The sequence below is a fragment of the uncultured Campylobacter sp. genome (assembly GCF_938045625.1).
In the GTDB taxonomy this organism is placed as follows: Bacteria; Campylobacterota; Campylobacteria; order Campylobacterales; family Campylobacteraceae; genus Campylobacter_A.
On record NZ_CALIAV010000065.1, the window covers coordinates 1 to 14,282 of the forward strand.

13 protein-coding genes are annotated in these 14,282 nt (G+C 44.3%); 7 read left to right on the forward strand and 6 right to left on the reverse strand.

The window, feature by feature from the left end:
• The 3 genes from Q0386_RS06805 to Q0386_RS06815 all read left to right on the forward strand — a co-directional run.
• Positions 1-454: type II secretion system F family protein (locus Q0386_RS06805; RefSeq protein WP_299028919.1), on the forward strand; the 454-nt coding region annotated here is incomplete at its 5' end.
• Positions 455-478: 24 nt separating this feature from the next.
• Complete coding sequence (locus tag Q0386_RS06810; RefSeq protein WP_002947680.1) at positions 479-982, forward strand: PAS domain-containing protein; 504 nt, start codon at positions 479-481, stop codon at positions 980-982.
• A gap of 505 nt (positions 983-1,487) precedes the next feature.
• Positions 1,488-2,255, forward strand: coding sequence for a methyl-accepting chemotaxis protein (locus tag Q0386_RS06815; protein WP_299029056.1), 768 nt, complete (start codon positions 1,488-1,490; stop codon positions 2,253-2,255).
• Positions 2,256-2,639: 384 nt separating this feature from the next.
• Here Q0386_RS06815 and Q0386_RS06820 read toward each other — a convergent pair whose 3' ends face one another.
• Positions 2,640-3,077 carry a GatB/YqeY domain-containing protein gene (locus Q0386_RS06820; protein ID WP_299028922.1) on the reverse strand — a complete coding sequence of 146 codons (438 nt, stop codon included), beginning with the start codon at positions 3,075-3,077 and terminating at the stop codon, positions 2,640-2,642.
• Between the two features lie 130 nt (positions 3,078-3,207).
• Between Q0386_RS06820 and Q0386_RS06825 the strand changes: the two genes are divergently transcribed.
• Positions 3,208-4,752: an inorganic phosphate transporter gene (locus Q0386_RS06825; protein WP_299028925.1), complete on the forward strand. Its 1,545-nt coding sequence runs from the start codon at positions 3,208-3,210 to the stop codon at positions 4,750-4,752.
• 482 nt (positions 4,753-5,234) lie between these two features.
• Here Q0386_RS06825 and brnQ read toward each other — a convergent pair whose 3' ends face one another.
• On the reverse strand, positions 5,235-6,566 hold the full coding sequence (gene brnQ, locus Q0386_RS06830) for a branched-chain amino acid transport system II carrier protein (protein WP_299028927.1): 1,332 nt from the start codon (positions 6,564-6,566) through the stop codon (positions 5,235-5,237).
• Positions 6,567-6,740: 174 nt separating this feature from the next.
• On the opposite strand from brnQ, the gene radA reads away from it, so the two are divergent.
• The 3 genes from radA to Q0386_RS06845 all read left to right on the forward strand — a co-directional run bounded on the left by radA (position 6,741) and on the right by Q0386_RS06845 (position 9,693).
• The gene (gene radA / locus Q0386_RS06835) at positions 6,741-8,081 is read left to right on the forward strand and encodes a DNA repair protein RadA (protein ID WP_299028930.1); all 1,341 of its coding nucleotides are present in this window, start codon (positions 6,741-6,743) and stop codon (positions 8,079-8,081) included.
• A 45-nt stretch (positions 8,082-8,126) separates the two neighbouring features.
• A complete protein-coding gene (locus Q0386_RS06840) occupies positions 8,127-8,381 on the forward strand; it encodes a hypothetical protein (RefSeq protein ID WP_299028933.1) in 255 nt (84 codons plus the stop codon).
• A 361-nt stretch (positions 8,382-8,742) separates the two neighbouring features.
• Positions 8,743-9,693, forward strand: a complete 951-nt coding sequence (locus tag Q0386_RS06845; RefSeq protein WP_299028936.1) for an acyltransferase — start codon at positions 8,743-8,745, stop codon at positions 9,691-9,693.
• Between the two features lie 38 nt (positions 9,694-9,731).
• Here Q0386_RS06845 and Q0386_RS06850 read toward each other — a convergent pair whose 3' ends face one another.
• From Q0386_RS06850 to Q0386_RS06865, 4 genes are read right to left on the reverse strand one after another with little or no spacing between them, the layout of a single operon-like run.
• On the reverse strand, positions 9,732-10,343 hold the full coding sequence (locus Q0386_RS06850; protein WP_299028938.1) for a sugar transferase: 612 nt from the start codon (positions 10,341-10,343) through the stop codon (positions 9,732-9,734).
• Positions 10,340-11,461 (reverse strand): glycosyltransferase family 4 protein, encoded by a 1,122-nt coding sequence (locus tag Q0386_RS06855; RefSeq protein WP_299028941.1) that lies wholly within the window; start codon positions 11,459-11,461, stop codon positions 10,340-10,342. Before Q0386_RS06855 ends, Q0386_RS06850 begins: the two co-directional genes overlap by 4 nt.
• Before the next feature lie 11 nt (positions 11,462-11,472).
• Positions 11,473-12,816: a mannose-1-phosphate guanylyltransferase/mannose-6-phosphate isomerase gene (locus Q0386_RS06860; RefSeq protein ID WP_299028944.1), complete on the reverse strand. Its 1,344-nt coding sequence runs from the start codon at positions 12,814-12,816 to the stop codon at positions 11,473-11,475.
• A 3-nt stretch (positions 12,817-12,819) separates the two neighbouring features.
• Positions 12,820-14,220: a phosphomannomutase/phosphoglucomutase gene (locus Q0386_RS06865; protein ID WP_299028947.1), complete on the reverse strand. Its 1,401-nt coding sequence runs from the start codon at positions 14,218-14,220 to the stop codon at positions 12,820-12,822.
• Between the last annotated feature and the right edge of the window lie 62 nt (positions 14,221-14,282).

Below are 14,282 nucleotides of genomic sequence, written 5' to 3' on the forward strand. Positions count from 1 at the left end.
AAAAGTTTATTTAATTAATAAAGTTATATTCTACTCAACAATGAATAGATTTAATCTTATTTTTACAGAACTTGTAAGAGCAGGTATTCCAATTGCTGATGCCCTTGAAACAGCAACTTTAACTGTAGAAAACCAAGACATACACGATAAGCTTGCCACAATCAAGATTGCTGTTCAAAGAGGCGTATCCTTGACAGAAGCTTTTCGAGATACCCAGCTTTACGAGAGTATGCTTATTCAGATGCTAAGCGCAGGCGAAAAAGGCGGTGCAATAGATGCAATGCTTGAGAAAGTAACTGACTACTATAAGGCTAAATTTAGTGACCTGGTTGATAATATTTCAAGCTATGTGGAACCGATTATGCTTTTATTTATGGCGGGCATGGTTATACTTTTGGCGCTTGGTATTTTTATGCCTATGTGGGATCTTGGAAATGCGGTTCAAGGACGATAATTAAAACAACAATTAAGGAAAGAAATGCAAAATAATTTACATGAACGTCAAGTTAGTGCAGATGCGTTTTTAGTTTCAAAAACCGATACAAAAGGAAAAATAACTTATTGCAATATCCCTTTTGCTCAAATAGTCGGCGCAAAAGGTAATGAGTTAATCGGGAAACCACATAATATCGTGAGGCATCCAGATATGCCACGCGTTGTTTTTAAAATTTTATGGGAGTACGTAAAAAATAAAAAAGAGGTTTTTGCCTATGTTAAAAACAAGAGCTTTGACGGTTCATTTTACTGGGTATTTGCAAACGTTACCGCTTCTCTTGATCAAAACGGCAACATTATCGGTTATTATTCGGTTAGACGAAAGCCGAATCCAAAAGCCTTAGAAATCATTATTCCGCTTTACAGACAGCTCTTGGAAGCTGAAAAGAGCGGTGGCATGGAAGCCTCATCTAAACTTCTTGATAATATTTTAAAAGAAAAAAATAAGAGCTATGACGAGCTAATGAACGACTTACAAAGATTATAAAAGGAAAATCATGTTTTTTAAAAAAGAAAAAGTAAATTACGATGAAATTTTAAATGTGGTCGAACAGGCTAGAAACGGCTTTTTGGAACCTAGAATTTTACAAATAGATCCAAACTCTCAAATCGGCAAAATAGCACTTGGTATAAACGATTTGCTCGATCAAATCGAAGCTTTGCAAAGAGAAATGGGCACTTGCGTAAAATCAGCCGAAAGCGGAATAACTTATAGAAATATTTTTGCAGAGGGATTTCGAGGTCTTTTTAGAACCAATGCCATTTCCATGAGCGAAGGCGTCGAGGGTATAAAAGCCGGGCAAAAAGGTAAAACCAGAGGCATACTCTCCGAAAAATTTAGCGAGCTCGGCAACGGAAACGACGGCATTTTAGAAGTGCAAAACGACCTCAATCAAAGCATTAAAAATTTAACCCAAATTTCAACCATGGCACAAGATACTTCGGTAAAGGCCAACGAAAGCATGTCGGCCGTAAGTGAACTTAGCCAAAATATGGGCAACCTAGAGCACCTTATCACAGAGTCTACCGAAGCTATTAAAAATTTAACCCACAGAACCGAGGAAATCTCATCGGTCGTAAATTTAATCAAAGATATCGCCGAGCAAACAAACCTACTCGCCCTTAACGCTGCTATCGAAGCGGCGCGCGCCGGCGAGCACGGACGAGGCTTTGCCGTAGTTGCGGACGAAGTGCGAAAGCTAGCCGAAAATACGCAAAAAGCTACAAGCGAAATCGGCATAAACATCCAAACTCTGCAACAACAAACAAACGATCTAAATGACAATTCCAACAAAATCACTCAAATAGCGCAAGTCGCAAACGTAAGCGTGTCTAAATTTAGAGATGCCGTGAATGTATTTAGCCAAGGTGCGACGCAAAGCGCAAAAATCTCAAAATACGTCGAAAACAAAACCATCGGCATCATCGGCAAGATCAACCGAGTGACATATCTACAGACCGCATACGGAAACGTTATCAACGAAAGAGGCGACGACGAAAATATGCAAAAACAAACGCAAAATTTAAACGCATGGTACGAGAGCGCGGCGGCATATTTTGCAAATTCAAAAAGCTTTGAGAAGGCAAGCGCTCCCGCAAAACAAATAAGCGATCTGGTAAAAGCTAACCTAGACGACTCAAAAAATGGTTACAATATGAACGATATCCAAAAATTCGTCGATAGATTTGCTAAAGTCAAACAAGCAAGCGGTGAGATATTTAAGATAATAGACTCGACGATAGAAGAAAGTGTAAAGTAACGTTATACGAAATTTGAGCTAAAAACATTTGGCTCAAATTTTGCTCTTTTGCATTACTTTAAACCAAAAAATCCATTCTATAAAATTTTGCAAAACCCCATTTTTGAAAGCTTTACATCGTCAAAAACTCTAGAGCCAATTTGAACCCTCTATAAACACAATTGGCGTCGGCAAAATTTATACTAGGTATCGCAAACTTAGCAAAATTTACTTCGCGCCAATCACAAGCCGCACGATATAAACTCTCCAAATTTGACCAAAAACAGCAATCATTTGCCGTGTCGCGTCAAATCTCATAAAGGCAAATCTACTTAAAGCCAGCCTGCCCTCGCCTTAAATTTGACCGAATTTCAAAGCAAACTCGGTCAAATTTAAATGCCAAATTTAGCCCAGCAATCTCTTTGCGCACTCACTTATACTCTTGCCGTCGCTTCTAGCGCCGATTTTTTCTTTGGCTGCTTTCATTACGGTGCCGATATTTGCACCCTCGCCTAGTCCGGCGATGATCACTTTTATCTCAGCCTCCAGCTCGTCTGCGCTTAGTTGTTTAGGCAAATATCCGTTTATGATATCGATCTCTTTTTGCTCGTTTTGCGCTAGATCGTCCCTACCGCCGTTTTTATACTGCTCGATAGAGTCCATGCGGCGTTTTATCTGAGTTTGCAGGATCGGTAGCACCTTTTCGTCGGTCATTTCGGCGCGCTCATCGACTTCGACTTGTTTGATGACTGAGTTTATGAGCCTTAGCGTGTCGCGGCGAAAGTTATCTTTTTCTTTCATCGCAGTCTTGATGTCCTCTAAAATTTGCTCCCTAATCGTCATTTTTTCTCCTTTAAATTTAAGTGGGCAAATTATAACGAAGCTAAAATTTAAAGCTAATAAAACCGCCCAAATTTGGCTTGCTTAAGAAAAATGTAGCTATAATTAACCATTCATTTTTAAAAGGACTTGCTTGAGAAGCGACAATCTCTTTGCATTTGCGATCTTTATAATCACTGCGTTTGGATTTTTCGTTTGGGGCTATCAGTACATCCCGACTCATCACTTTTTGCTTTTCAGTATCGCTAGTATTTTCGGTATCTTTATGGCGTTTAACATCGGCGGCAACGATGTCGCGAACTCCTTTGGCACGAGCGTAGGCGCCAAGACCGTCACGATAAAGCAAGCCCTAGTCATAGCCGCTATTTTCGAGCTTAGCGGCGCGATATTCGCCGGCGGAGAGGTGACTAAAACCATCCGCGAAGGCATCGTGAGCTTCCCGCAGGAGGGCACGGAGCCGATGCTTTTCGTGCTGATTATGATGTCGGCGCTTTTAAGCTCGGGCATTTGGCTATTTATCGCGTCTAAAAAGGGTCTACCTATCTCCACGACGCACTCGATAGTAGGCGGTATCGTTGGCGCTGGGCTTACGATGGGCTTTACGACGATGGGCGGAGATAAGGCTCTAGCTATGGTCTCCTGGAGCGAGATAGGCAGGATCGCCGTTAGCTGGGTGATCTCGCCGCTACTAGGAGGCATCCTTTCTTACTTCATTTACGGCTACATAAAATCTAAAATTTTGATCCCGACTCGCAAATTTACCCTAGAGCTAAAAGTACTAAAACGCGAACGTAAAGCCTACAAAGAGCGCTATCTACAAGAGCTAAAAACAAAACCCGAAAGCGAGCAGATAAGGATACTAAGCAAGATCGCGGTCCTTGACGAGGACGACGTCGAAAGCGGCGAACGCAGCGAATACAAGCTCGCTATAAAAGCCATGAAAGAGCGCGAAAAAGAGATCGACACGTCAAAAGCCATGCGCAAACACATCCCAATGGTGGCAGGCATCGGCGCGATCATCATCTCATCAATGATGCTTTTTAAAGGGCTTGAGCATCTAAATTTAGACCTAGGTTTTATTGGCACGATCTGGATCATCTGCGTCATCGGCATAGTCACCTATCTCGCCACGCTTGCGATGATAAACGTGATGAAAAAAGACAATGCCGAAAAGAGCACGAACCGCATTTTCTCATGGTTTCAGATATTTACGGCCTCCTCGTTTGCATTTTCTCACGGCGCCAACGACATAGCAAACGCCGTGGGTCCGTTTGCCGCGATCCTAGACGTGCTAAAAACAGGCTCCATAAACGCCACCGCTCCAGTGCCGGGCATCGCGATGGTGACATTTGGTATCTCACTCGTGGTCGGGCTTTGGTTTTTAGGCAAAGAGGTCATCGCCACGATCGGTAGCAAGCTAGCCGAGATCCTACCTACGACGGGCTTTAGCGCCGAGCTAGCGGCCAGTACCGTTATCCTGTTAGCCACAAAGCTAGGCATTCCCGTATCATCGACGCACATCCTCATCGGCGCGGTCCTTGGCATCGGTATCCTAAACCGCGACGCCAACTGGAAAATGGTCAAGCCTATCGTGCTTGCGTGGGTCATTACCCTACCGATTGCAGGCGGCTCGGCAGCACTTATTTACATGCTTCTAAAGACTATGTTAGGCTTGTAAATTCGACTATTCGCGAGCCGTAACTGGCCGATTTGTTTTGCCAAAACTTATAAAGTTAGTCTTGGTTTTTACCATAAAGTCACAGCAGTGCTCGGCAAATTTAAGCTAGTTTCGTTCAGGTGCTATTTAAAACTATAGTTTTATATAATCTAAGCCTTTGGGCTGACTGCTTAAATTTAATGTCTTGACGATAATGCCCGCCTTGCCAAAAAAACGACAAATGATTTTTCACAACAAACTCAAACAATCAAATAAAGGCTCTTGCAACTAAATTTTATAAAATTTAGCAAGCTATTTTTTTATTTATGTATTCGCAAATTAAATTCAGTAAACATAATAGAGTAGTCAAATTTTTACTAGTTAAATCAATAAGCTGGGTAAATTTGACGGCTGGGTAAATTTAGACGCACGGGGAATTTGACGGCTGGGTAAATTTGACAAAGCGCCGACCTCTTACGAGTTCGGCGCTTTGCCGCTAGCAGTTAAAAAGTATTTTCTTTCTTTTCTAGCACAAGATGTAGTATGTAGGTCACCGCAAATGCCACCGCGCTAGGCACGATCCAGCCAAGCATCGAGTCGTAAAACGGCAGCTTCTTAACTAGATCGGTCACTAGTGGTACCGATACTCCGGCGATATCAAGGCCGTTTATCGTGCCGACGACTACGCAGACGTAGACGCAGGTGCGGTAGACGAGCTTGCTCGAGTCGATCAGCGGATTGATGAGCGAAAGGATGATGAGCATAATGGCGATCGGATAGATGGCGATGAGCACCGGGATCGAGCCCTTGATGATGGTCGTGAGGCCGAAATTCGCCACGCCAAAGCCGATCAAGCACCACGCCGCGACCCAAATTTTGTATTTGACGCGTCCGCCCGTTAGCTCCTCGAAGTACTCGCTAGCAGAGCTGATGAGCCCCAGCGTCGTCGTGATGCAAGCTAGGAAAAACGCAGAACCCAGCACCAAAACGCCCGCCTTGCCGAAATAATGACCGCTGATGCGAGATAGCAGCTCGGCTCCGTTTATCTCCGGCGCGTCCTTAAACAGCTCCGCCGACGTCGCGCCAAGGTAGCCCAGCATCAAGTAAATCGCCATCAAAATCACACCCGCCGTCATGCCGGCCTTTATCGTCGATGAAACCAGGTGACGCTCGTCTTTTACGCCCACGGTTCTGATAGCGTTTATCACGATGATACCAAACGCCAGCGACGCCAGCGCGTCCATCGTCTGATAGCCCTCTACAAAGCCCTTAGCCGCGGCGCGCTGCGCATAGTCTCCGCTAGGAGCGACGAACTCGCCGATCGGGAAAAAAAATCCCGCTCCAAAAAGCAGTAAAATAAGCGCCAAAAGCAGCGGAGTTAGGTATTTGCCGAGTAGATCGACTAGTTTTGACGGGTTCATACAGACGTAATAATTTAACGCAAAATACGCCGCTGAGTAGAAAAACAGCCAAATTTGCAAATTTTCAGCCGCGATAAACGGCTTAACGGCGATATCAAAGGGCATATTCGCCGCGCGAGGTATCGCAAAAAGCGGCCCGATCGTGAGGTATAAAAGCGCGGTAAAAACCACTGCAAATACGGGATCTATGCGGCGTACTAGGCTCTGAAGCCCTTTTGCCCTAGCGATCGCTGCGACGCCAAGCACCGGTAAAAGCACCGCCGTAGCGCAAAAAAACATGATCGCGACGTAAAAATTCTGCCCAGCCTCTCGCCCTAAATTTGGCGGAAAGATGAAGTTCCCCGCGCCAAAAAACATGGCAAAAAGCGTGAGTGAGATGACTAAAAACTGATTTTTGCTAAGCTTTTGTTTCATTTTTGCTCCATTTTAGTTTTAAATTTGACAAATTGTATTTAGATAAAGTTGAATTTTCGTTGATTTGAGTTAAATTTACTTATTTTTCGCTCGCGCGTGTTTCGATTTGAAATTTAACCGCGCGGCGGGAGTAAAATTTAAACATTTTAAAGTATAATCGCGAAAAGGAAAAAAATGGCGAAAACTAAAACCGTATTTGAGTGTCAAGCCTGCGGTAATCAGCAGAGCAAATGGGTCGGCAAATGCCCTCAATGCGGGGCTTGGGATAGCTTTTTAGAGCTAAATGCGCAGCAAATAGAAACGCTAAAAGAGATATCAAAAAGCTCTGCAAAACCGAGTCTCGCAAAGCAAATCAGCGAGGTCGAGATCGAAAAAGTCACGCGTATCAGCACGGAAAATAGTGAACTTGACCTGGTTCTTGGCGGCGGCGTCGTGGAGGGCTCGCTAGTGCTAATCGGCGGAAGTCCCGGCATCGGCAAGAGCACCTTGCTGCTAAAAATCGCGTCAAATTTCGCCGCCCAAGGCAAAAAGACGCTCTACGTGAGCGGCGAAGAGAGCGCAAGCCAGATCAAAATGCGCGCCCAGCGCCTTGACGCGGTCAAAGACGGGTTGTTTCTGCTCACGGAAATTTTACTAGAAAACATCCTCGCCGAAGTGCGCAAAAACGAGTACAAAATCCTCGTCATCGACTCTATACAGACGCTTTACAGCGAAAAAATCGCCTCCGCACCAGGCTCCGTATCGCAGGTGCGCGAGATCACTTTCGAGCTCATGCGCCTAGCCAAAAATGAAAACATATGCGTCTTTATCATTGGGCATATCACAAAAGACGGCTCGATTGCGGGGCCGCGTATCTTGGAGCACATGGTGGACGTGGTGCTTTATTTCGAGGGAGACTCCAGCCGAGAGCTGCGTATGCTACGAGGGTTTAAAAATCGATTCGGCTCGACTAGCGAAGTGGGGATTTTTGAGATGAGCGAAAACGGACTAATCAGCGCCAACGATGTCGCGGGCAAATTTTTCACGCGAGGCAAGGCTACTAGCGGCTCGGCGATCACGATCACGATGGAGGGTTCGCGCGCGCTTAGCGTCGAGATCCAGGCGCTCGTGTGCGAGAGCGCGTATCCTAAACGCAGCTCCACTGGCTACGAAAAAAACCGCCTAGATATGCTACTAGCGCTACTTGAGCGCAAGCTCGAAATACCGCTGGGTCACTACGACGTCTTTATAAACGTGAGCGGCGGCGTCAAGATCAGCGAAACTGCGGCCGATCTAGCCGTGGTCGCGGCGATCATTTCCAGCTTTAAAAATCGTCCGATCAGCAAAGAGAGCGTATTTATGGGCGAGCTTAGCTTAAACGGCGAGATTCGCGAGATATTTAACCTCGATCAGCGCCTAAAAGAGGCAAAAACGCAGAAATTTAAAAACGCGATCGTGCCAAGCAAACCGCTTGATGTGCAAGGGCTAAAATGTTTCGTCGCGGGCGATATCACGCAGGTTTTGGAGTGGATGTAAATTTGCGCGCCAAAACCCGTACCGCAAAAATATCGAAGGAAAAATATGGAAAATCTAAAATGGAAACTCTCAAAAACATTAAAAACAGCGATGAGGCAAAAAGATATAGATACTTTTACGCTAGCTAAAATCGCCGAGGAAACCTACGTAAAATCTTATGCGGACGACGTTTTAGATGTGAGGCAAGAAGTTTTTAAAGTCATAGACGAATACGCGCTAGAGGTAAATTTAGAAATTTTAGACTTGGTTTGCAAAATTTTAGGCTCTAGCGTTAAATTCGGCGAAAGCGGAGATTTTTAAATTCACCGCTACTTTAAATTGCTTCAAAATTTAAATCCGGTACAAAAGTCCAAAATGCTTAAATTTACGGTAAAATCAAAACCGAAATAAACGCAAAAGCGCAGACTCGGCGTTTAAATTTTGCGCATGCTCGGCAAAAATGCAGATAAGGGCGGCAAATTTTACACGTAGCTAGCCGGCCAAAAAATGCGACAATCGCCTTGCGCAATAAAGCTCGGCAAAAGGCGTCATTTTTGGTAGGTTGCAACGGTCGTAGTCCGAGAAACGAAAGCGGCGGAAATTTACGAAAAAACAAATTGCACCGCAAAATCCTGCTAGGCGTAGCCGCAAAAATGCCGTAAAAACAAAAATTAGGAACAAAATGTTTGGTTATATTAGATTTATTTTAGCGTATTTAGTGCTACTATCGCACGTTGGTATAGGACTGGCCGGTAAAAACATAGGCGTATTTGCCGTCGTGATTTTTTATATCCTAGCAGGACTCGTCACATCAAAGGTTTTTATCAAAATCGCGCCTCAAAACGCGCAAATAAGCTACTTTGTAAAAGATAGATTTTTGCGCATTTATCCCGCGTTTTTCTTTGCGTTTACGCTCACGATACTGTTTTTTTGCGTGACGTCTTATTTGCATCCAAATTTTAGCGTGAAAAATTTACTTCTAAATGCTCTCATCGCGCCGTTAAACTATTTTTTTTGGCTCGACGTTTCCGTCATAGACGCGCCCGTTGGGCTAAATTTCCTCATACCGCCAGCTTGGTCGCTAGGAGCCGAGCTTCAGGCGTACGCCCTGCTCGTACTCGCGATCAAATTTAGACGGCTGGGCTACGCGCTAGCTACCGGCTCGCTAGGCGTTTATGCAGCGGCGAATTTGGGCTTTATAAATGCTGATATCTACGGATATAGGCTTGTTTGCGGCGTATTTTTTATGTTTTATACAGGATTTTTGATATATCAAAAAGAGCTTGGCAAGCTCACCGTTTTTTACGCGGCGGTAGCGGCGCTGGCGGGCTATCTTTTTGACTCGCACAAATTTAGTGCCTTTGGCGCAGAGACGATGCTTGGATACTTGATCGGCGCAGCTATCGTTTTAGCGCATGAGAGGTTTAAATTTAAGCTCAAATTTAACGATATCGCAGGCTCGCTTTCATACGCGATTTTTATCAGCCATTTTCTTTTTATTTGGCTCAGCCAGCTTTTACTAGGAAACGTAAATTTAGCTTTTGTAACGACTGGTTCGATTATATTTGGATTTATAAATTTCTATTTTATTGAACAAAAGATAAACAAAATAAGATTTAGAAAGCAAGCTTAAAATCAACCAAAAGGTACGAAAAATACTACGAGTAAAATTTATTTTAAAACCACGAAAATCGTACGAACAAGTATCAAAAAATCCCTAAAAATCGAAAGATTATCGACATATGCGCACTCCATTTTTACTCGCTCGTCAAATGGAATTTCATTCCTGCCGCTCACCTGCCAAAGCCCCGTAAGCCCCGGCCTAACCCTTGTTATCTTGCCTAAATTTTTACCGATTTGTTTTTTTTCGTAAAACATATACGGACGCGGTCCGACCAGGCTCATCTCAAGCCTAAGAACGTTAAAAAGCTGCGGCAACTCATCAAGCGAAGTGCGTCTGATAAACCCGCCGACTTTTGTTATGCGCGGATCAAATTCGTATTTGTGAAATTTGGCAAAATGCTCGGCCTCTGCGGGATTTTGCGCAAGATAATCGTCTAAAATTTTACGCCAATTTTTATGCATCGATCTAAATTTATAGCAGCTAAACGGCTTGCCAAAACGCCCTATTCGCTTTTGTTTAAAAAAGATGCTCTCGCCAGGCTCGTTTATCTTTATGACTGCTGCTATAACGGCGACGACAGTAAGCCAAATCGGCGCAGTAGCGACAACGACGACGTAATCGATCACGGCTTTTAGCAAAATTTTAGAGCGCAGACTCATAACACGCCCTCTAAAAATCTCTCGTAACTACTCTCCACGAGCTCCTTTATCTCACCTTCAAAGCGCTCTTTTGAAAATTTTAGCGCATTTTGTCTGATTGCTTGCGGATCAAATTTGTCTCTTATTTTTTCAAATTTTACAACCGCTTCATTTAGGCTGTCCTCGCTTTGCTCGCTAAAATAAACACCCGTGATGCCGTCTATCACGCTCTCTTTCGCGCCGCCCCTACCCAGGCAGATGACGGGCGTCCCGCAGGCCTGAGCTTCCACGGGCGCTATACCAAAATCCTCCACGGCAGCAAAGACGAAGGCTTTTGCCTTACCCATCAGCTCCGCAGTCTCACGTGCGCTTTGAAAACCTAAAATTTCAACATTGCTTTTGGCGATATTTTTGATCTCATTCATCTGCTCGCCGTCACCCACTACGACTAGCTTTTTGCCGCTTTCGTTAAAGGCGCGCACGATTAAATCGATCTTTTTATAAGGCACTATCCTTGAAACCGTGACGTAAAAATCCTCTTTATTTTCGTTTAATTTAAAATTTGCGGTATCTACGGGCGGGTAGATCACGGTGGCGTCTTTGCCGTAAATTTTACGTATACGGCGAGCGATAAAATTTGAGTTTGCGACGTAAACGTCGGCTCTATTTGCCGCGGCGATATCCCACAGACGTATTTTATGTAAAATATACCTAGCCAGCATCGATTTTAGCCCGCGCTCTAGTTCGTTTTGACGCAAATAGTCAAAATACATATCCCAAGCATAGCGCATCGGAGTGTGGATATAACTTATATGAAGCTGGTTTGAATGCGTCAGAGCGCCCTTTGCTACGGCGTGCGAACTAGACAGCACGACGTCAAATTCACTCAGATCAAACTGCTCTATCGCCAGCGGAAAAAGCGGCAGATAGCTCCTAAATTTACTCTTTGCAAACGGTAAATTTTGAATAAAACTGGTTCGAGCGAATTTGCCATTTAAAATCTTTTGTCTATCGTCAAATTTAAGGTAATCAACAAGGCTAAAAACCTCAAAATCATCCCAAATATCCGTAAAACTCTGCACGCAACGCTCAGCTCCGGCATAGGTTTCTAGCCAGTCGCAAACCAGAGCTTTTTTCATCCGCTCCGCCGCTACTTTCTATCGTAGTCGTCGCTGATACGAACTATATCGTCCTCGCCCAGATACTCGCCCGTTTGCACTTCTATAACGATGAGATCGGAGTTTGCCGTATTTTCCAGCCGGTGAATCTGCCCGCTTTTTATATATATCGACTCGTTTCGTTTTATCTGCATCTCACTATCATCTATGGTTACTAGCGCCTCGCCCTCGACGACGACCCAGTGCTCGTTTCGCTTAAAGTGCTTTTGCAGACTCAGCCTTTTGCCGGGCTTAACCACGATCTTTTTCATCTTGTAGCCGCTACCCTCGCCTAGCACCTCGTAGCTGCCCCACGGACGGTATACGCTCGTGTGCGCTTCGCAAATTTCGGGAAGCGAATTCAAAAAGTGTTTATAAACCTCTTTTACCTTTTGCGAACTGCCTTTTTTAGCGATCAAAAGCGCGTCTTTGGTATCGACTACGAGCAAATTTTGCACGTCTACGAGCGCGGTCGGTTTTTTGGTCAGGATGAAATTTTCGCTTGCGTCTATTTGTAGCGATTCGCCGATATTTTTTATCTTTTTACTCAGCTCGTCAAAGCTACCCATATCGCTCCAGCCCGCATCAAGAGGTACCATTTTGATATTTAGGCTTTTTTGCATTAGCGCATAGTCGATGCTGATATCTTCGATCTTATCCATAAAATTCGGACTTATTTTTAGCAAATTCGGTTCGTTCGCCGAGCCCTCTATCGCCGCAGTAACGTCTTTTACGATACTTGGCGCGTATTTTTTCATCTCGCTTAAAAACACGCCCGCCTTAAAGCAAAACATACCGCTGTTAAAATAATATCCGCCTTCTTTTATAAATTTAGTCGCGGTTTCAAGGTTGGGCTTTTCGATAAACCGCTCCACGTCGCCGTTTTTATCGGCCTTGATGTAGCCGTAACCGGTGTTTGGCTCGCAAGGCTTTATGCCAAACGTCGCTAAAAAGCCTTGACTTGCGTAGCTTTGCGCGATCAAAAGCGCTTTTTTGTACTCCGCTTCGTTCTCGATTAGATGGTCGCTTGGAGTAACTAGTAAAATTTCGTCCTCATCGCAACAAAGCGCCGCAAAAGTAATCGCCGCGGCGGTATTTTTACCAAATGGCTCAAGAATAAATTTATCTATTTTTTTACTACCGCATTCGTCAAGCGCCAAAAAGTAGTGCGCCTCGTTGCAAACGATGATCGTTTTTTGCGCGTGCACGTTGCGTCTAAGCGTAAGATCAAAGAGAGATTTGCCGTTAAAAAGCCTAATAAATTGCTTTGGCATCAGAGTGCGAGATAGCGGCCAAAGTCTCGTGCCCGAACCTCCGCAAAGTATAACGTTTGTCATTTTTTACGCCTTTTGCTTTAAATTTTCGACCAAATTTAAAAATGTTTCTTGAAGCCGCACCAGTAAATTTTGATCCTTGGTCTCAAATCTCGTAACGATAACAGGCGTCGTATTTGAGGCTCGTACTAGTGCCCAGCTACCGTCCTCAAATCTCACTCTAACTCCGTCTATGTCGATGATTTCGGCTATTTTACCTAGGCCTGCTAGCAAATTTTGCGCATCGCCATTTTCGTAAATTTCAGCCAAAACCTCTTTTAGCTTTGCCACAAGCTTAAATTTCTGTGCGTCGGTCGTTTTTACCTTGATCTCGTCGGTACTGAAAACCTTTGGCAGTTTATCTAGCTCGCCGTCTAGGTTAAAGCCCTTTGCGACCAGCTCTAGCGCGCGAAACATCGCATACGTCGCATCGTCAAAGCCAAAATACCGCTCCTTAAAGAAAATATGCCCGCTCACCTCGGCCGCCATGTCGATATTTAGCTCTTTCATCGCCTTTTTGATATTGCTGTGGCCGGTCTTGCCCATGAAGCTTTTACCGCCGTGCGCGTCGATCTCGTCGTACATATTTTGCGAGCATTTGACCTCGCCAAGTACACGCGGATTTTTCATCGCAAGACTATATAGATAGGCTAGCTCATCGCCTTTTATGTTGCGTTTTTTGGTTAAAACCGCGATACGGTCGCCGTCGCCGTCAAAGCCAAATCCTATGTCAAATTCGCCCTTTAGCGCAGATTTTAGATCGATTAAGTTTTTCTCCTCGCTTGGATCTGGGTGATGGTTTGGGAAGTTGCCGTCGGGCTCGGGGTATAAAATTTTCGCATCCAAATTTAACGCCTCGCAAATTTCGGGCAGTACCGCTCCAACCGCACCGTTTGCGCAGTCGATGACGATTTTAAGCGGTAAGGCTTTTAGATGCGCAAACTGCTCTATGAGAAAATTTTTATAAGGCGTCGCGATATCGAATTTTTCAGCCCTCAGATCATCCAGTATTTGCGTTTTTGCCGTGATATCATCTAGCACGGCGACTTTTAGCTTTTGCAAATCCTCGCCGAAATAACTATCTTTAAAAATCGTGATTTTAAAGCCGTTGTACTCTTTTGGATTATGAGAACCGGTTATCATTATGTTTGCGTCAAATTTGTTTGAAAACACGCTAAAATACCCGACCGGAGTCGGTAGCAAGCCGATATCATAGACTTTGATCCCGGCCAAATTTAGCCCACTAACCAGCCAGCCGAAAATCTCATTCGCACTTAGTCTAGCGTCATATCCTACGCTAACGTTTTTTGCGCCTCGGCGTAGCATCTCTCGACCCAAATTTAACCCGATCGCTTTGACGCTGATTTCATTTAGATCGCGCTCGTAAATACCGCGTATATCGTATTCTCTAAAAATTTCGTCTATCAAAATTTTACCTTTATAAATTTATTTTATTTTAAGACGGCGTATTTTAGCATTTTTGGGTTAAA